Origin of the sequence: Nocardiopsis sp. NPDC101807, assembly GCF_044766605.1 — a bacterium.
Classification (GTDB): Bacteria; Actinomycetota; Actinomycetes; order Streptosporangiales; family Streptosporangiaceae; genus Nocardiopsis; species Nocardiopsis tropica.
Map to the genome: position 1 here is coordinate 699,711 of NZ_JBIWMK010000002.1, position 18,008 is coordinate 717,718.

The 18,008-nt window shown below is 74.4% G+C and carries 17 protein-coding genes; 6 read left to right on the top strand and 11 right to left on the bottom strand.

The window, feature by feature from the left end; translation table 11 throughout:
- Positions 1 to 6 precede the first annotated feature (6 nt).
- Positions 7 to 1,629 (bottom strand): FAD-dependent oxidoreductase, encoded by a 1,623-nt coding sequence (locus tag ACIRPH_RS08300; RefSeq protein WP_402910967.1) that lies wholly within the window; start codon positions 1,627 to 1,629, stop codon positions 7 to 9.
- Between the two features lie 112 nt (positions 1,630 to 1,741).
- Complete coding sequence (locus ACIRPH_RS08305) at positions 1,742 to 2,830, bottom strand: LacI family DNA-binding transcriptional regulator (protein WP_402910969.1); 1,089 nt, start codon at positions 2,828 to 2,830, stop codon at positions 1,742 to 1,744.
- A gap of 208 nt (positions 2,831 to 3,038) precedes the next feature.
- Between ACIRPH_RS08305 and ACIRPH_RS08310 the strand changes: the two genes are divergently transcribed.
- On the top strand, positions 3,039 to 4,064 hold the full coding sequence (locus tag ACIRPH_RS08310) for a hypothetical protein (protein WP_402910972.1): 1,026 nt from the start codon (positions 3,039 to 3,041) through the stop codon (positions 4,062 to 4,064).
- Positions 4,065 to 4,355: 291 nt separating this feature from the next.
- Here the strand turns inward: ACIRPH_RS08310 and ACIRPH_RS08315 are convergent, their stop codons facing one another.
- Positions 4,356 to 5,603: an Nramp family divalent metal transporter gene (locus ACIRPH_RS08315; RefSeq protein ID WP_402910974.1), complete on the bottom strand. Its 1,248-nt coding sequence runs from the start codon at positions 5,601 to 5,603 to the stop codon at positions 4,356 to 4,358.
- A gap of 235 nt (positions 5,604 to 5,838) precedes the next feature.
- A complete protein-coding gene (locus ACIRPH_RS08320; RefSeq protein ID WP_402910977.1) occupies positions 5,839 to 6,672 on the bottom strand; it encodes an SAM-dependent methyltransferase in 834 nt (277 codons plus the stop codon).
- A 200-nt stretch (positions 6,673 to 6,872) separates the two neighbouring features.
- Here ACIRPH_RS08320 and ACIRPH_RS08325 point away from each other — a divergent pair, with 200 nt between their 5' ends.
- The 5 genes from ACIRPH_RS08325 to ACIRPH_RS08345 all read left to right on the top strand — a co-directional run bounded on the left by ACIRPH_RS08325 (position 6,873) and on the right by ACIRPH_RS08345 (position 12,404).
- The gene (locus ACIRPH_RS08325) at positions 6,873 to 7,646 is read left to right on the top strand and encodes a DNA polymerase beta superfamily protein (RefSeq protein ID WP_402910980.1); all 774 of its coding nucleotides are present in this window, start codon (positions 6,873 to 6,875) and stop codon (positions 7,644 to 7,646) included.
- Between the two features lie 532 nt (positions 7,647 to 8,178).
- A complete protein-coding gene (locus tag ACIRPH_RS08330; RefSeq protein WP_402910983.1) occupies positions 8,179 to 8,928 on the top strand; it encodes a hypothetical protein in 750 nt (249 codons plus the stop codon).
- 614 nt (positions 8,929 to 9,542) lie between these two features.
- The gene (locus tag ACIRPH_RS08335; protein WP_402910986.1) at positions 9,543 to 10,520 is read left to right on the top strand and encodes a phosphatidylinositol-specific phospholipase C; all 978 of its coding nucleotides are present in this window, start codon (positions 9,543 to 9,545) and stop codon (positions 10,518 to 10,520) included.
- A gap of 348 nt (positions 10,521 to 10,868) precedes the next feature.
- Complete coding sequence (locus tag ACIRPH_RS08340) at positions 10,869 to 11,513, top strand: DUF3224 domain-containing protein (protein ID WP_402910989.1); 645 nt, start codon at positions 10,869 to 10,871, stop codon at positions 11,511 to 11,513.
- Positions 11,514 to 11,711: 198 nt separating this feature from the next.
- Positions 11,712 to 12,404 (top strand): LuxR C-terminal-related transcriptional regulator, encoded by a 693-nt coding sequence (locus tag ACIRPH_RS08345; protein WP_402910992.1) that lies wholly within the window; start codon positions 11,712 to 11,714, stop codon positions 12,402 to 12,404.
- Here the strand turns inward: ACIRPH_RS08345 and ACIRPH_RS08350 are convergent.
- From ACIRPH_RS08350 to ACIRPH_RS08380, 7 genes are all read right to left on the bottom strand, one after another.
- Positions 12,346 to 12,975: an SAM-dependent methyltransferase gene (locus ACIRPH_RS08350; RefSeq protein ID WP_402910994.1), complete on the bottom strand. Its 630-nt coding sequence runs from the start codon at positions 12,973 to 12,975 to the stop codon at positions 12,346 to 12,348. The genes ACIRPH_RS08345 and ACIRPH_RS08350 overlap by 59 nt on opposite strands.
- A complete protein-coding gene (locus ACIRPH_RS08355; protein ID WP_402910996.1) occupies positions 12,972 to 13,967 on the bottom strand; it encodes an NAD-dependent epimerase/dehydratase family protein in 996 nt (331 codons plus the stop codon). The genes ACIRPH_RS08350 and ACIRPH_RS08355 overlap by 4 nt, the downstream gene beginning before the upstream one ends.
- A complete protein-coding gene (locus ACIRPH_RS08360; protein WP_402910999.1) occupies positions 13,960 to 14,448 on the bottom strand; it encodes an adenylyltransferase/cytidyltransferase family protein in 489 nt (162 codons plus the stop codon). The genes ACIRPH_RS08355 and ACIRPH_RS08360 overlap by 8 nt, the downstream gene beginning before the upstream one ends.
- Positions 14,435 to 15,004, bottom strand: a complete 570-nt coding sequence (locus tag ACIRPH_RS08365; protein ID WP_402911002.1) for a LuxR C-terminal-related transcriptional regulator — start codon at positions 15,002 to 15,004, stop codon at positions 14,435 to 14,437. The genes ACIRPH_RS08360 and ACIRPH_RS08365 overlap by 14 nt, the downstream gene beginning before the upstream one ends.
- Positions 14,997 to 15,902, bottom strand: a complete 906-nt coding sequence (locus tag ACIRPH_RS08370) for a carbohydrate kinase family protein (protein ID WP_402911005.1) — start codon at positions 15,900 to 15,902, stop codon at positions 14,997 to 14,999. Before ACIRPH_RS08370 ends, ACIRPH_RS08365 begins: the two co-directional genes overlap by 8 nt.
- Positions 15,899 to 17,083 (bottom strand): glycosyltransferase, encoded by a 1,185-nt coding sequence (locus ACIRPH_RS08375; RefSeq protein ID WP_402911008.1) that lies wholly within the window; start codon positions 17,081 to 17,083, stop codon positions 15,899 to 15,901. The genes ACIRPH_RS08370 and ACIRPH_RS08375 overlap by 4 nt, the downstream gene beginning before the upstream one ends.
- A gap of 221 nt (positions 17,084 to 17,304) precedes the next feature.
- Entirely contained in the window at positions 17,305 to 17,967 is a 663-nt protein-coding gene (locus ACIRPH_RS08380; RefSeq protein ID WP_267944660.1) for a hypothetical protein, read from the bottom strand.
- Between the last annotated feature and the right edge of the window lie 41 nt (positions 17,968 to 18,008).

The following is an 18,008-nucleotide window of genomic DNA, read 5'->3' on the forward strand; positions in this document are numbered from 1 at the left end:
GGGGCGTCAGTAGCCGCGGACGTCGGGCCAGTGGCGTTCGACGCCGGTGCGGTCCAGGAGGGCGGTGAAGGCCTCCAGGAGGTCGGCCTTGTCGCGGACGGCGTGCGGCGTGGTGCCCCGCTCCAGGGCGAAGGCGGCGAGGCGGCCGGCCGCCTCGCCGATGTTCCACTCGACGGGGTGCAGCCGGAAGCAGCCGTTGGTGATGTGGGTGGTGCCGATGTTCTTCGCGGCGGGGAGCAGGTTGGTCTCCCGGGCGGGCAGGAGGGCGCCCAGGGGGATCTCGAACGGGACGCTGGCGATGTCGACGTAGGTGTCGCCGCCGGTGGAGGGGTGCAGGTCGATGCGGTAGCTGCCGATGCCCACGGAGTCGTGGCGCCGGACGATGCCGCGGGGCCCCACGAGGTCGAGGGACACGTCGTGCTCGGTGACGGTGGTGACCGCCCTGATGCGGCGGGACTCGCGGACGTAGGCGGCCTTGGCGAGCCCGCCCTCCGCGCCGGTGACGTCGGGGCGCGGCCGCAGTCCCGGGAACCCGGCGCCGCCGTCGGGCCGCGGCGCCTCGGTCTGGAGCCAGTACAGGACCGACAGGGACAGCTGGCGGGCCTCCTCGTGGGCCTCGCGGACGGTCGCGGCGTCCACGAGGCCCTCGATCTCCAGGGCGGGCTTGAGCCAGTAGTCGTTGAGCGGCCAGTTGACCAGGGTGATGTCGGAGTCGAACGCTCCGGGGCGGTGCATGCCGCGCGCCAGGATGCGGCGGAAGCCCCACAGCTCCTTGTCCCCGGCGTCGGCGCTCTGGTCGGCGGCCACGGCGAGGGGGTCCACGTCGGGGTTGGGGACGAACGTGCGCAGGGAGGGCTCCAGGGTGCGCGGGTCGGGCGCGGCGAAGCCCAGCAGGGGGCCCGGCCAGAAGTCGGGCCGGTAGGAGCGCCAGAAGTCGTACATGCGCGGGCGCTCGATCGTGTGGTCCTCGCCCTCGTGGTGGGAGACGGCGAAGCAGTACGTGATGCCCTGGAGGTTGGCGGGGTCGGCGGTCCCGGGGGCGTGCGGCTCGCCGTGCTCCGATGCGGCCTCCGCGCCGGTGACGTGGTCGATCCCCGCCATCGGCAGGAGGTCGCCGTTCTCCGTGGCGTCGAGGACGTAGTCGGCGGCGACGGTGTGCCGCCGGCCCCGCGCGTCCTCCAGGACGACGGCGCCCACCCGGTCCCCGTCCGTGTGCGCCCGCACGGGGCGGTGCCGTTCGAGCACGGTGACGCGCCCGGCGGCACGGTGGGGGGCGAGCATCTCCTCCAGGACGGCCAGGGCGACCCGCGGCTCGTGGCAGAGCTTGCTGACCCGGCCGGCGCCGGGGTTGAGGGTGCGGGAGGCGGCGGCCTCCGCGCGCAGCGGGTAGGCCCGGCGGTAGTGGTCGCGGATGCCCTCGCGCAGGCGGCGGTAGGAGGCGGTGGCGCCGAACTGCTCGATCCAGGGGTTCTCGTCGGGCGGGACGGCCTGCGAGGTGAGCTGTCCGCCGATCCAGTCGGTCTCCTCGGTGAGGACGACGCGGCGGCCGGAGTCGGCGGCGGCCAGCGCGGCGGCCACGCCGCCCAGTCCCCCGCCCACGACGAGGATCTCTGTACGGGTCTCGGTCATCGTGTGCCTGATTCGTTCGTGAGCGGTTCCGGCGGCCCCCGCGGGGGTCTGCGCCGGACTGGTCGGAAACGGTCCTGTCCCTCGGTGGCCGCGTGGCCGTCCGGGACGTCTCTCAGGTGTGCTTCTCCGGTGGGCGGGGGGCGGAGATCGTGCCGCCCTCCACCGGTTCGCAGGGCAGCAGGCGCCGGGTGGCTCCCCCGGGGGCGCCCGCGATCAGCTCCAGCAGAAGGCGGACGGCGTCGCGGCCCATCTCGCGCATGGGGACGTCGAACCCGCTGAAGGCGGCGCCCCCGCCCGGGGCGCGGCCCCGGGTTCCGGTGGCCGCGCCGAGCACCGCCAGGGACAGGTCCCCGGGGCAGTCCAGGCCCGCCCGGCCGACGGCCGCCCCGAGCCCCGCCAGGGCGGCCCCGGTGTCGGTCTGCTCGACGATGACGGCGGTGACGCCCTCGGCCAGCCAGCCGCCCAGCAGGGCGTCCGCGTCGGCGCCGTCGGTCGGCGCGACCAGGCCCCGGGTGTCCAGGCCGGCTTCGCGGGCGCCCCGCAGAACGCCCTCCTCCCGGTCGGCCGAGGCCGGAGCCTGGTCGTGTTCGCGCAGGTAGCGGATCTTCCGGTGGCCCGCCGCGACGAGTCGGGCCACGACGTCCGCCGACGCCGGGACGTAGTCGGCGCCGACGTAGGGGACCCCGGGCTCGTCCCGGCGGCCGATGTAGACGAAGGGGAATCCGTCCTCGGCCAGGCGCCGGATGGGCTCCTCCGGCACGTGGCGCCCGAAGAACAGGCAGCCGTCGGCGACGCGGACGCGCCGTACCGCGGCCGGGTCCTCCGCCCGCGCCGCGGCGCGGGCGGAGCCCGTGAACAGGATGAGGTCCTGCCCCTGGGCTGCCGCCTCCTCCTCCACCCCGGCCAGGACCGGGTAGTAGGAGTGGGCGACGTCGGTGGGGAACGTGGTGCTGAAGGTGTACAGGCCGAGCATCGCGTTGCGCGCGGAGGCGAGCCGCGTGGCCACGGGGTCGGGCACGTAGCCGAGTTCCTCCGCGGCGTCGAGGACCCTCTGCCGAGTCTCCCTGGCGAGCGCCATGCCGGAGGGCGTCCCCCGCAGGATGAGGGAGACGGCGGCCTGGGAGACGCCCGCGACCCGCGCGATGTCGGACTGGCGGGGCCTGCGGCGCCCGGCGGCCCTCTCCCGGCTTGCGTCGGTCACCTGTTCCTCCTCTGATACGGCTTCCTAATGCGCATTAGTCCATGACTGTGATCCGCGCCACGCGGCATGTCAAGGGGTGTCGGTCGGATTTCCGGTTGATGGCCGTGGAGTTTCACTAATACGTATTAGGACCTTGACTGGCGCATCGTTCCCGGCAGAGACTCTGGGCCTCGGAGCGCCCCCCGACACGCTCCGGAAGGGAACCGTCATGTCCGACGCACACTCCCCCGACACCCCGCCCCCGGGCGTGGGCCGCAGGACCGCCCTCCTGGGCGCCGGGGCCGCCGCGGCCGGGGCCCTCCTCGTCCCCGGCCTCCTCGGGCCGGCGCCCGCGGGCGCCGCCCGCGCCGCCTCGGTCCTGCCCCGGTACACGTTCCTGCGCGAGGCACTGGACACCTCGTCGCTGGCCTACAACCCGACGGGGGAGCTGATCTTCCCGTGCCTGCGCGGCACCGCCGGGAGGCTGTCCGGCGCACCCGGCCGCTTCCTGCTCTACTACTCCCCCCACGACGCGCCCGGCGGCATCTGCCTGGCGTACGCCGACAGCCCGGAGGGCCCCTTCACCGAGCACCCGGGCAACCCGATCGTGTCCCGCACCTGGTCCCCGCACTACTCGGTCAGCCACGTCTCCTCGCCGCACGTGATGTGGAACGCCGAGCACCGGGAGATGTGGCTGTACTTCCACGGCGAGAACACCACCACGCGCCTGGCGCGCTCGCGGAACGGGATCGACTTCGCCTACCAGGGCGCCGTGCTGACCACGGCGATGGTGCCGGGCACCACGGAGGCCTCCTACGCCCGGGTCTTCGAGCACCCCCTGCCCGACCGGGGCGCGCGCTACGTGATGGTGTTCATGCGCAACAGCACGGGCGGCAACCGCTCCATCGGATGGGGGTGGTCGGCCGACGGCATCACCTTCGACTTCGACCCCCGACCGCTGATCTCCCACTCCTCCGTGGGGGTGTCGAACCTGTCCGGACCCCATGTCGTCGAGCGGGGCGGGAGCACCTACGTCGCCTACCACACCGACCGGGGCGACATCCGCCTCACCGAGGTCGGGCGGGACTTCTCCCTGCGCAACCACCTGGGCGTGGTCCACAGCCCCCTGGCGGGGCCGCCGGACTCGGGCCGCAGCGCGGCCCCCTCCTACGGGTCCGACGGGGGCACGCAGTACATGTTCTACGAGGCGGGCCACCGCCTGGGGGCGACCATCGCCATCGCACGGGCCGGGTGAGGACGCCCGCGTACGCGGACACGGCCGCCCGGGCCCCGTCCGGGCGGCCGTGCGGGCCCGCTCCTCCGCCCCCGGCACGGCGGGCGGCGGCCCCCGGGCGGGCCCGGGGGGGGGGGGGGGGGGGCCCCCCGGGGGCCCCCCCCGGGGGGGGGGGCGCGGGGGCGGCCCCCCCCCCGCCCCCCCCGGGGCGGCCCCCCCCCCCGCTCGGGTAGGGCGGGGGCGGGGGGCCCCCCGCCGGCCCCGCGGGCGGGAGGGGGGAACCGGGGCCTGCCCCCGCGGGCCCGGCGCAGGTCAGGCCCCGGCGACGATCCCGTAGAGCTCGTAGCAGCACAGGACCAAGAAGAGCGAGCCCGCCAGGGCCAGCCCGGTGTTGCTGATCCACCCGTTGCGCCACTCGCGGGGGGTGCGGGAGGAGTTGAGCAGCCACATGAGGGTGAACGCCAGGAAGGGCATGAAGAACGCGCCCAGGACGCCGTAGGCGATGATCAGCTGGAAGGGCCTGCCCACCAGCAGCAGGAGCATGGGCGGGAAGGTCAGCCACAGCATGTAGCCGCGGAAGGCCCAGCTCTTCTCGTTCTCCACGGGGTCGGTGTCGGCCCGCCCCCGCACGTGGTTGACGAAGTCCGCGAAGAGCAGGCTCACGCCGTGCCACACGCCGATGATGGAGGAGTAGGCGGCGGCGAAGAAGCCGACGAGGAACACGGTCGCCACGAACCCGCCGAACCGCTCGCGCAGGATGTCGCCCAGCTGGAGGAGCCCCTGGTCCCCCTCCTCCAGCGCGATGCCGCTGGCGTACAGGAGTTCGGCGCCCACGATGAGCATCGCGACGACGAAGATGCCGGTCGTGACGTAGGCGACGCGGTTGTCCAGCCGCATCATCCGCATCCAGCCGGAGTCGCGCCAGCCCTTCGCGTTCACCCAGTACCCGTAGGCGGCCATGGTGATGGTGCCGCCCACGCCGCCGACGAGGCCCAGCGTGTAGAACACCGACCCCTCCGGGAGCAGGGGGACGAGCCCGCGCAGGGTCTGGCCGATGTTCGGCCCGACGTAGACGGCCAGGCCCACCACCGTCACGAACATGACGCCGACCAGGACCGTCATGATCTTCTCGAAGACCGCGTACCGGTTGAACCAGACGATCGCCAGTCCCGAGACGCCCGCCAGGACCGCCCACAGCTCCAGCGGGAGCACCGGCATGAGGGTGGCCAGGGGCAGGGCCGTCGCGGTCATCGCGCTCGCCCCGTAGACGAAGCCCCAGATCACGATGTAGGGGGCGAAGTAGACGGTGGTCCACTTCCCCATGCTGCTCCACCCGTCGAAGATGGTGCGCCCGGTCGCGAGGTGCCAGCGACCGGTGGCCTCCGCCAGGGAGATCTTCACCAGGCAGCCGACGATCGTCGCCCACAGCAGGGCGTAGCCGAAGCGGTTGCCCGCGATGAGGGTGGCGACCATGTCGCCCGCGCCGACGCCCGTGGCCGCGACGACGATGCCCGGCCCGAGCTGCTTCCAGGTCGCCCTGCGTTGTTCGGTGGCCGCCACCGGCCCCTCCTTCGTGCGGGGACGGAGTCCGTCCGTCCAGTGGCAAGAATGTAGGGGGTGTGACGCACGGTACAAAAGGGGCGACGCTTCCCCCCGGGGTTTCCGTGGCGCAATCGATACACCCGGTGGGCGCCCCGGACGGGGCGCACGGCCCGGAGCGCCCCTCCGGCGGCCCCGCCGGGGGCGGCGTTCGGACCCCGCCCCCGGGAGGGCGTCCGCCCCGGGGTCCGCGCCGCTACCCCTTGCGGGCCACCCCGCCGTACTCGGCCACCGGGCGGACCTCGCCCACCTCGGTGGGGCCCGGGCGCCACAGGGAGCAGGAGACCACGCCCGGCTCCAGCAGCTCCAGGCCGTCGAAGAGCGCCTCGATGCCCGCGGCCGAGCGGATGGTGAGCTTGGGGGTGCCTCGCTCGTTCCACGCGGCCGCCACCTGGTGGGCGCGCTCCCGGTCGATGTCGTCCGTGGGGTGGGACACGACCAGGAAGCTCCCCGGCGCGAGCGCGCCCAGCAGCCTGTCCAGGAGCGCGCGGACCTCGCCGTCGTCGGCGACGAAGTTCACCACGCCCAGCAGCATCAGGGCCACCGGCTCCGACAGGTCCAGGGTCGCGGAGGCCGCGCGCAGGATCGCGTCGGGGTCGCGCAGGTCGGCGTCCACGTAGTCGGTCGCCCCCTGGTCCGACCCCGTCAGCAGCGCCCGCGCGTGCGCGAGCACGAGCGGGTCGTTGTCGACGTAGACGACCCGCGCGTCCGCGGCCACGGACTGGGCGACCTCGTGGGTGTTGTTGTGGGTCGGCAGGCCGGTGCCGATGTCCAGGAACTGCCGGATCCCCTCCTCCTGCGCGAGGTGGGTGACCGTGCGGACGAGGAAGGCGCGGTCCGCGACCGCGTTGTCCACGATCTCCGGGAAGAACGAGCGGATCTGCTCGCCCATCTCCCGGTCCACCGGGTAGTTGTCCTTGCCTCCCAGCCAGTAGTTCCAGATACGGGCGTTGTGGGGGACGGAGGTGTCGATCCTGGGGGCGGGACCCTCGGAAGTCACGGGGGGCACGGAAGGCCTCTTTCTGTGCATGTCGCTCGGAAACGCCCGAAAGGGGCGCTACGCGGACAAGTAAACGGTCCCGGGGACCGGCGGGCAACTACCGAACCGCCCGAATCCCCTGCCCCACAGGGCTCCCCCGCCCCCGACCGCCCAAAAGAAGTCGAACCGCCCGCCCCCGACGGGTAGGTTGCCCACACCCCGTTCCGCACAGCGACGACCAGGAGCCGCAGGTGAAGCACTCCGACCCCGAGTACGCACGCATCGCCGAGAAGGGCACCGTCCTGCGCTGCCAGGTGGGCTCCGGCGTCCACGGGGTCGCCGTCGGCGGACAGAACGACCGTGACGAGATGGGCATCTGCGTCGAACCGCCCGAGTACGTGATCGGACTGCGCGCCTTCGAGCAGTACGTCTTCCGCACCCAGCCGGACCACGCCCGCTCCGGCCCGGGCGACCTGGACCTGACCGTCTACTCGCTGCGCAAGTGGATGCGCCTGGCCCTGGACGGCAACCCGACCGTGCTGCTGCCCCTGTTCGTCCCCGACGGCGAGATCGTCGCCGTCACGGACACCGGCCTCGAACTGCGCGCCGCCGCCGACCGCGTCCTCTCGCGCCGGGCGGGCCACCGCTTCCTCGGCTACCTGCGCGCCCAGCGGGAGCGCATGGAGGGCCTGCGCGGGGGCAAGCACACCAACAGGCCGGAGCTGGTCGACGCCCACGGCTTCGACACCAAGTACGCCTACCACATGGTCCGGCTCGGCATCCAGGGCGTCGAACTCATGGAGACGGGGCGGCTGACCCTGCCGATGCCCGTGGCCGACCGCACGTGGCTGCGGGAGCTGCGCCTCGGCGGGCACAGCCGCGCCGAGGCCCTCGCACGCGCCGCGGAGCTGGAGGAGCGGCTGGAGTGGCTGTGCGGCAACGCCGACCTCCCCGAGGAGCCCGACCGCGGCTGGGCCGACCGCTGGCTGGTCGACGCCTACCGCCGGTCCTGGGACGGTCGCTGACGGCCCCGCCGCCCGCCCCCGCGACCCCGCCCACCAGTGCGGGCACCCGCCGGGGAACCCGCGCGGAGTCGAGATAGGGTGAGCCACCGAAGAGGCACGCGGCGTGCCCGGTCCGCCGGGCGGCGACCGCGCGGCGGACACCGCGCGCGGTGTCCGGGAACAACAAACGTGAGGAAACACCATGGTCGGAACCATCGCCTTTGTGCTCATGGTCGTGAGCCTGTCGATGATGCTCATCGCCGGCATCATCCCCGCGTTCATCAAGACCCGCTAGCCGGTGGCGGGTGCCGTCCCTCGGACGCACCCGCCCACCCTCTGCCCCGGCCGCCGGCGCTCCCGCCCCGGCTGGGCCCGGAGCCGCGGGCGACGGTGTCCGCGTCGGCCGCCCCCGGTCCCCGCGGAACCACGGCCGGCGACGGGGCGCACCGACCGCGGCGGTCCCTCCCCCACGCCCTCCCCTTACCGCGCGGACCGGACAACCTCACCCCGCGGGGCATGGCCGCGAACGGCCCGATCGTGGAACCTCGTGGTCATGGCGAGGACAACCGGACGGGCGCTCCCCTGCGGCGGCCCCACCCTGCACCACGGACGCTGCCGCCGCCGACGCCTGGTGCCGCCCTGCCGGGACCACACCCCCCACGCCCTCGCCCGCCGGGCGGCCGCACAGCCCTGGTCCGCGCCTCCCACCGTGCTGCGCACGCCCCGCCGCCGGGGCGTCCCCCTCCTGCCGCTGCTGGGCTCCCCCTGGCCCTCCCCCGCCCACTCGGCCGCCGGCGCCGAGCACGCCCGGCACTGGATGACCCCGCGCACCCGCGCCGCCCTGGACTGCTTCGCCTCCCTGGTCCCCGCCGCCCAGTGGAACAGGGTCGCCTCCCCCCGCTCGCGCGCCGACTGCCCCGCCCTCGAAGCCCTCGCCCGCGCCTGCGAGTCCCCGCGCGCCGTCGCGGTCGGCGCCCTGCACCGCGTCGCGGAGCACGGATTCGCCGACCTGCCCCGCACCCACGAGCACCGGATCGCGCGCACCCTGGCCCACGCCAAGGAGGTCCAGGTCAGCACCCGCTCCTTCACCCGGGCCGACGTCGAGCACCCCGGCCCGCACCTGGAGGACATCGCCCTGTCCCTGCGCCTGCTCGGCGTCCTGGCGTGCCTGTCCCAGGGACGCGCCCCGTGGTGCCCCTGCCTGCACACCCTCCTGCGCAGGGGCCCGCTCCCCGCCCCCTGCGCGGTCTTCTCCCTGGCGACGCGGTTCGCCGGCTCCCACGGCCTCGACCCCACGGCCTGATCCCGGCGGCCCCGACCCGTGCGGGAGCCCCGCTCCGGGCGCGTTCCGCCGGGGCCGGGGCTTCGTGCGGCCCGGACCCGCCCGGGGGACGCCGGCGGGTCCCGGGGGCGGCCTCCCTCCCGCGCACACGCGCTCCCCCGGGGTCCGGGACGGCCATGGTGGGGCGCGCGACGCGGCACGGCCCGACGCCGCGGCCCCCGGGCCCGCCCGGGAGGACACCGGGGGCGCGTCTCGTCGGCCGCGGCACGCGGCTCAGCGTCAGGGCGCCCGGCCCCGGCCCGGGAGGACGCGGGGGCAGGACACGGGAGGGGCCGGTGCGGGGCATCCGTCCACGCTGCCCCGCACCGGCACGCGCGCGTACGCGCAGGGACCACCCTACGGAATCCGGTGCTTCCGCGGACCGTGTTCGTCACAACTCGTGGGGTGGACGGGTCATCACGAACCCCGCCTTTACGACGTAGATTCACCTTGGGGTCCAGAACCGTCCGGGCCGGCGGCGGGGGCGGGCGACGGACGCCTACAGGGGGTGTCAGGACGGTCGCGCCGTGGCAGTGTGGACGGCGTTCCGGACGCGCCCCGGCGGCGCGCCCGTCCCGTGACCGAAGGAAGCCCCCATGCTCCCCTCCCCCGGCCCCACCCTCGCCTCCGGATCCGCCTCCCTGGTGGCCGCGGCCCTGTCCGCCCTCCTCGTCCTGCCCGCCCTCCTGACCCCGACGGCCCCCGCCTCCGCGGCCCCGGCCCCGGCCCCCCTGGCCGGGCACTCCTCCTGGATGGCGGCGCTGCCCGACGGCGCGAGCCTGTCCGCGCTGTCGGTGCCCGGCACGCACGACAGCGGCGCCTGGCGCGGCTCCGTGTGGTCCCGCACCCAGGATCTGACCATCGCCCAGCAGCTCGACTCCGGCGTGCGCTTCCTCGACGTGCGCACGCGCCACTACCGCGACGCGTTCCCCATCCACCACGGGGCCGAGTACCTGCACCTCAACTTCACCGACGTGGTCGCCGACGTGGGCGCCTTCCTCGAACGGAACCCGACCGAGACCGTGCTCATGCGGCTCAAGAAGGAGCACACCGAGGAGGAGAACACCCGCAGCTACGAGGAGACGCTGGACCACTACATCGGACAGAACCCGGACACCCGCGACGTGCTGACGGAGCGCCTGTGGACGCCGGACGGGGACGGGAACCGGGTGCCCGACCTGGGCGAGGTCCGGGGCCGGATCGTCATCGTGCAGGACTTCGCCGCCTCCCGCTCCTACGGCGTCCACTGGAACGGGCCCGCGCTCAGCGTCCAGGACGACTACCGCGTGCCCACGCTCTTCGACATCCCCGCGAAGTGGGACAGCGCCCGGGCGCACTTCGACGCGGCGGCCGGCGGCCCCGCGGACCTGCTGTACGTCAACCACCTGAGCGGCAGCGGCGCCCCGTGGGCCAACCCCCGCGACGTCGCGTGGGGCGCCCTGGGGCAGCGGGGCGTCAACTCCTACGCCGCGGACCACCTGCGCTCCTCGCGGGCGCCCCGGACGGGCGTCGTCGTCATGGACTTCCCCAGCCAGGAGCTGACCGACCTCGTCCTGGCCCGCAACCCCTCCTGACACCGGGGCCCCGGCCGCACGCCGCGGCCGGGGCCCGCGCGCCGCCACGGGGCCGCCGCCCCCGCGCCGCCGTCCGGAAAACGCTTCCCCCACAAGCCGGGGACCGCGAACCGGAATTCCTTTTCCTCCCCGCCGGGGGATTCCCTCGCCCCTCCCGAGGAATTCCCAAGGAAAAGCACCGGAGAAAATAGGCGGACACCATGCAAAAAGTAATGGGACAGAAACGGAAGGTGAGGATCCGAGATCTAGGCCCCTGCCGTATCCAACGACTCATGCGACCGTCCGAAATGTTCCCTATGTTCATTTCCAGGGTGAATGACGATCCACCCCCGGTGCGGAGGAGTAGGCATGAGAATCTGCGGCAGAGACTTCGCGAGAGCGACCCCCCTGTTGACCGCCGGAGCCGCGGCGGCGCTCCTGACGGCCTGCTCACCGGTGTGGGCCGACCCGGGAGACGGCCCGACCCCGCCCGACGGCGGCACCGCCTCCCCGACCCAGGGCCCCGGGCCCGGCCCCGGCGCGACCCCGGGCCCGAGCGCCCAGCCCAGCACCGGACCCACCCCCGGCCCCGGCCCCAGCCCCTCGCAGGAGCAGACCGCCACCGCCGTCGTCCACCTCCTCGACCAGACCGTCGAGGAGATCGGCCCCCCCGACGACCCCAGCGGGACGCAGATCCTCAACACCGTCTTCCAGACCGACTTCGTCGGCGACCTCGACGGCAAGGGGTACCACGTCTACCTGGACCTCGTGGACGCCTCCGGCGGCGCGACCAGCGAGGGCGCGGGGAGGTTCGTCGGGTCCCTGAACGGCGTCCAGGGCACCTTCGCGATGGACGCGTGGGGCACCGCCGACCCCGGGGGCGCCATCAGCGCGGAGTGGTGCGTCGTGGACGGGTCCGCGAGCGGCGACCTGGCAGGACTCAGCGGCTGCGGGCAGATCCTCACCGACGGCACCCCCGAGGCCCACGTGACCTTGACCTACACCCTGCCGTAACCGTCCTGACCTGCCCCTTGACCCCCGGCCGAGCGCTTCCGGCCGGGGGTCGCGCCTTCTTCCGGCCGACACCGCCTTGACACGGAAGCGAAAACTGTCAATGGACAAGTGAATGCCGGACTTCCTACTCTGTTACCCACTCCGGTTCGAGGATACGGTCACCGCCTGGTACCCGCCACGTTGGAAAGCAGACGCCGCATGCACCTGTTGCTGATCGACAATGCCCGACTCTACGCGGAGCCCCTCGCCCGACGCCTTCGGGGACATGTGGACATCAACGAAGTCACGTTATGCTCATTAAGAGAAATCAATGACCACACACATGCGGAGGCACGCAGATACGACGCCGCCCTGATCAACGCGAGCGCCCCCAACGTCGAGCAGGTGATCTCCTCCCTGTCCAAGGTCCCCCTGGCCGTCATCGCCCTGGGGGTCGAGGAGACCGAGAAACGGGTCATCGGGCTCGCCGAGTCCGGTGCGGCGGGCTACGTGCCCCTCAGCGGCGACATCGACGACGTCGTCAGGAGCACGCGGGCCGCCGTCCGCAGGGAGATGCACTGCTCCCCGGACATCGCCTTCCAGCTGTGGCGGCACATCGGCCTCATGGCCTCCCAGGCGCCCGAGCAGAAACCCGCCGTCCACCTGACCCGGAGGGAGCAGGAGGTCCTGTCCCTCATCTCCCTCGGGGCGTCCAACCAGCAGATCTCGCGCGAGCTCTTCATCGAGCTGCGCACCGTCAAGAACCACGTGCACAACATCCTGCGCAAGCTCGGGGCCAAGCGGCGGGGCGAGGCCGCCGCGCGGGCCCACGAGCTCGTCGGCTGGTCGGCGGTCACCCCTTCCGACGCTCAAGGACGACGATCTCGAAGCCTGGATCGTCGAGGCTCATGACCGTGTCCAGCCCCAGGCGCCCCTCCACCACCCGGTGCGCGTTGAAGCCGTCCCACCCCTGCCCCGGCGCCGTGCTCCGCCGGTGCACGCAGACGACGTGGCCGCCGGGCCGCAGCCGGTCCCCGAGGCCCTTCGAGAGGAGCTCGAGGTCGTCGGGGGCGAAGTAGTACAGGAACTCGGAGAGGACCACGAGGTCGAAGGAGGCGTCGGGCAGGTCCCGGGGCAGCACCGACCGGCGCACGCTCACGTGCGGTGAGTCCGCCAGCGCGGCCGTGGCGGCCTCGACCGCCACGGGCGCGCTGTCCACGGCCAGCAGGCGGTCGCAGCGCCCGGCGAGCCCCCGTGTGAGCACCCCGATCGAGCAGGCGGGCTCGTATCCGGAGGCGTAGCGCCTCCGGGGCAGGCTGGCGAGGGTCAGGTCGTACTTCCTGCGCTCGTACCAGCGCACCGACAGGTTCCACGGGTCGGGGGACTCGGCGTAGCGGCCGTCGAAGTAGGACGGGGGGATCGAGTGCTCGTGCGGGTCCGCGTCGCCCCCGTGCCGCCGCGGCCGGGGGCCGGCCCCGCTCACGGGCGCTCCCCGAACAGGTCCGGGTTGGCCCGCGCCCAGTCGAGGTAGTGCCGCAGGCCGTCGGCCAGCGTCGTCCGCGCCTCGAACCCCAGCAGGTCGCGCAGGCGGGCGGTGTCGGCCGCTCCGCCGTCGGGGTCCCCGGCCGGGCGGGCGCCGCGGGTCACCCGGACCCCCGGCACCAGGTCCGCCACGGTCCGGGCGAGCTCCGCGATCGGGGTGGCCCGCCCGGTTCCGACGTTGACGGTGCGCCCGGCCGCCCGGGGCGCGGTCACCGCCTCCGCCGTCGCGGCGGCCACGTCGGTCACCGAGACCATGTCGCGCACCTGCGCGCCGTCCCCGTGGACCACCAGGGGCAGGCCGCGCAGCGCCCGCACGCAGAAGATCGCCGCGCACCAGCTGTGGCTGCCCGCCTTGGGCACCTGGTGCGGCCCGTAGACGCTGAAATAGCGCAGGACGGTGACCGGCACCCCGAACTGGGCCCCGTAGAGCCGCGCCTGGCGCTCCGACCAGCCCTTGGAGTTGGCGTAGAGCATGCCGGGCTCCCCCAGCGGGTCGTCCTCGTGGAACCTGTCGCCCCGCGCCGGGACGTCGCCGTACACCTGGGCGGAGGAGGTCAGGACGACGCGCCCCGTCCCGTGCCGCCGGGCCGCTTCGAGGACCACCTGGGTGGCCCTCATGCTGGCGAAGTCGCGGTCGGGCTCGGCCGTGCACGCGGCGACGTCGGCCAGGGCCGCGGCGTGGACCACCGCGTCGCTGCGCGCGACCAGCGGCCCCGTGGTCCCGGCGTCGGTGACGTCCCCCCTGACGACCTCCGCCAGAGCGCCGACGCCGAACCTCTCCGCCTGGTCGAAGGCGTAGGCGTCCAGGGAGTCGAGCACCGTCACCTCCGCGCCCGCCTCCGCCAGGCGTCGCACGACGTGGCTGCCGATGAACCCGGCGCCGCCCGTGACCAGCACGCGCCGTCCGGCGACCGGGTGCGGGGCGCTACGCATGGAGCCTCCTCAGGAGCGCGGTCGAGGACGCGGTGACGGCCCCGTCGGTGAAGACCGTGCGGCCTCCCAGCCGTTCGACCAGCGCCGATTCGGCCCGCAGGCGCACACAGGGGTTGCGCGCGTAGTCCGGTCCCTTGACGTACAGGTCGGGGCGCAGCGCCTCGATGACGCGCGTCGGGCCGCTGTCCTCGGCGGCGTGGACGTGGTCGACGGCCTCCAGCGCCGCGATCAGGGCGGTCCGGTCGGCGACGCCGTACAGGGGGCGGCCCGGCCCCTTCGCGCACGCGGCGTCGGCGCTGACGCTGACGACCAGCAGGTCGGCCAGGGCCGCGGCCTCGTGGAAGTGGTGGACGTGGCCGACGTGGAGCAGGTCGAAGCAGCCGTGGCACAGGGCGGTGCGCAGCCCGGAGGAGCGCGCCCGGTCCCCCAGCCGACGCAGGCCGTCGAGGTCCTCGGCCTTGTCCGGCCTAGGCGTGCCCATGGCCCACGCTCCCCCGCCCGCCCCCGGTCAGCGCCACCACGGCGGCCGTGCGGCTGCCGACGCCGAGCTTGCCCAGGATGCTCTGCACGTGGTTCTTGACGGTGTGGTGGCGTATCCCCAGCCGGGTGGCGATCTCCCTGTTGGGGAGGCCGACCGCGACGAGGGCCAGCACCTGGGTCTGGCGCCGTGTGAGGCGCCGGCCCCCCAGGGCACCCCTGCGCACGACGTCGCGCAGGGCGCCGACGAGGCTCTCGGTGCTCTCCTCCGCCGACACGAAGCCGACCGCGCCCGCCTCCAGGCAGTGCAGGACGGCCTCGTGGCAGACGCCGGATCCGATCACGAGGGCGGCGGGGCCGTCCCCGCCCGCGCACCGGCCGATGATCTCGATACGGCGGGGGTGGGCGGCCTCGACCAGGACGACGTCGGCGCCGTCGCAGGTCTGCGGGGGGTCGGCCGCCGCCGAGCTGTCGAGCCCGGCCCGGGAGAGCTCCTCGGCCAGGCTGCGTCCTCTGGCGAGGAACTCGTCCACGACCAGGACGTGGGGGCGGTCAACCATACGCGGGCTCCGTCTCTGTGGGGGTCAGTCCGGACGCGACCAGTTCACGGGGGCTGCTGCGGGGGAAGGAGAGCGAGGACCGTCGGCAGACGTGGCGTCCGGCGTGGACCGCCGCGGCCCTGAGCGCGGGTTCCCAGTCGGCGCCGGAGGCCCTGGCCACCAGCAGTGCGGCGGTGAACGCCTCCCCCGCGCCGTTGGGGTTGCGGGGCGTCCCGCCGCGGGACAGGGCGGGCTGGCGCAGGCTCCGGCCCCCGGTGCGCAGGACGCTCCCGCCCGCGCCGCTGGTGACCGCGACGGCCCCGACGAGGGAGATCTCGGGCAGCGGTGCGAGGAGGTCGAACTCGCGGCGGTTGGCGACCAGGAGGTCGACCGCCCCGAGCAGGTCGGCGCGCCGACCGGGGTGCATGGCCGCGAGTTCGCGGCACTGGGTGAGGTGGGGGACGAGCACGAGGCGGCGGCCGCGTGCCCGGTGGGCGAGGGTGGAGAGCCGGCTCGGTGAGCAGACGACGAGGACGGTGTCCGGCCGGGGCGCCGCGGCCGGGGCGTGCGCCGCTTCCAGGGGGGGCTGCTCCCTGCGGGTGACGGTGACGGACTCCAGGCTGGGCGTGACCAGGGTGACCGTGTGGTCCAGCGGCCCGGTGCCCCGGCGGGGGCCGACGCGGACGCCCTCCGACTCCAGGAGCGACAGCGCCCGGGCGCTGTCCTCCTGGTCGCCCAGGGCGGTGGTGAGCTCCACGTCGGCGCCGAGGCGGCGCAGCGCGAGGGCGAGGCAGGCGCCCGGGCCGCCGGGGGTCCGCTCGTGGCCGGAGGCGGTGAGGCTGACGTCGAAGTCGAGTTCGGACCCGACCCAGTAGACGTCGTCGGTGTAGGTCCCGCCGACGACGTGGAAGGCGGTCACCGCGCCGCCCCGGCGGCCAGTTCCTCGACGTCGGTGACGAGCGTGTCCAGGGAGGGCAGGGCGAGCATGTCGCGCTGCACCCCCCTGGCCCGCGCCCGGAAGGAGGGGTCGGCCAGCACCTCGCGGCAGGCGGCCGCCACGCCCCCGGCGTCGAGGTGTTCCCAGTCCAGGCGCCGGGCCAGGCCGAGCTCCTCGCACCTGGCGGCGACCAGGTGGTTCTCGGCGATCCAGGGGATCGCGACCATGGGCAGGCCCGCGCGCAGCGCCTCTCTGACGCTGGTGAAGCCGGCGTGGGTGACCAGCAGGTCGGCCGTGTCCAGGAGGAGGGGTTGGGCGACGAAGTCCACGACGCGGACGTTGGGCGGGGCCGAGCGGCCGAGGTCCCGGGACCGTCCGCGGCCGACGGCGACGACGGCCTCGCAGGCGACCTCGCCGAGTCCGTCGATGATGGAGCGCAGCCGTGTGTCCGCGGCCCTGAACAGGGGTGCGACGGTGCCGAGGCTGGCGTAGACCAGGGGGAGGGAGTGGTCGAGCCCTCCGATCAGGGACGGCAGCCGGTCGCCGGGGCGGTCCACCGTGCGGTGCCGGTAGCAGCGGAGCGTGGGGATGGCCGTCTCGGCCGGGTCGTAGCCGGGGGGCATGAGGTGGGCGTGCAGGTGGGCGTAGAGGCGTTCGGCCCGGGGGTCGGGCGGCAGTCCGAGCTCCGCGCGGTGCTCGTCCAGGGGCCGCGCGAGGAGGTCCGGGGCCAGGAACTCGGTGACCCGGCCGACCACGCCGACGGAGGCGTGGGCGATCCCGGCGGCCTCGGCCGCGAGGTAGCCGCCCATGTCGTAGGCCTCGCGCACCACCGCGTCCGCGCCGCCTTCGCGGATGTGGCCGAGCACGTCGCGGGCGGTGGCGAGGGCGCCGTCGCCGGGCAGTCCCTCGGAGACGAGCCGGCGCATCAGGGCGTCGACCTGGTCCGGGGGGATGCGTTCGGAGTCGAAGAGCGGGGCGAGCATGCCGGTGATCCAGTCCTTCCCGGCGGGGAGGAAGGGCAGGCCGTAGTGGTCGACCTCGTCCCGGAAGGACTCGGGGGCGCAGACGGCCACGTCGTGCCCCCGGGCCAGGGCGGTCTCCGCGACCGCGACGAGCGGTCGCAGGTGGGTCTCGACCGGCAGGGTGGTGAACAGGATCCGCATGGCGCCTCTCCGTGGGGACGACGGGCCGGGGGGCCGGTGAGGACCCCCCGGCCCCACTGCAGGGACCGGTGTGCCGGGCCCTCCCCGTGGTCGGGGACGGGTCCGGTGTGGGAAGGGCCCGACCCGGCGGTCCGGGCGCCCGCCCGGCGGCGTCCGCGCGTCCGGGCGGTCGCCCGGTGCGGGCCGCCGGGCGGACCCGGGGCCGGTTCAGGGGAAGGGCCCTAGTCCACCAGTGCGGTGAGCTCGCTCTCGGTCGTGGTCTTCATGCAGACGACCTGTCCGTCGGCGTCGTACAGCGCGACCTGGCCCTGCTGGACGTAGGGCTGGCCGATCGGCGGGATGGAGGTCAGGTCGCAGTGCATGACCGCCGGCAGGCGGTTGTGCAGGGTGCCCAGGGGGGTGTCCGCCTCGACGTACACCTCCTGGACGCTGCGCACCGGGTCGGTGCCGAAGTTGACCAGGGGGTCGATCTCCAGGCGCCCGAAGGTGGGGCGCATCATCGGGTCGAGCCCGCGGCCCACGCGCAGCCGGACGCGCTCGCCCGGCCACAGCACCTCGCTGGTGCCGACGGCGTCGTAGGTGATGGTCTCCAGGTCCAGCCGCAGGGCGCCGTCCAGGGTCAGCACGGGGTCGTGCAGCCTGATCTCGGACTCCTCGGCCACCAGGGTGATGACCTCCTCGGGGGTGTCCGCGGAGGCGTCCCCCCCGAACTTGAGGGTGATGGTGGTCCGGACCCTCGCCTTGAACCCCAGGCTGCCGTCGCTGAGCTCGCGGCGGGGGATCATGACGTCGACCAGGTGGCTGGTCTTGGAGTGCAGCAGTTCGGCCGCGAGCGCCGGGTCGGCGGCCCGCAGGCGGTCCTTCAACGTGTCGGTGGTGGTCATCTCACGCTCCTCGTCGGTGACGAATCAGCATCTGTTCCGGT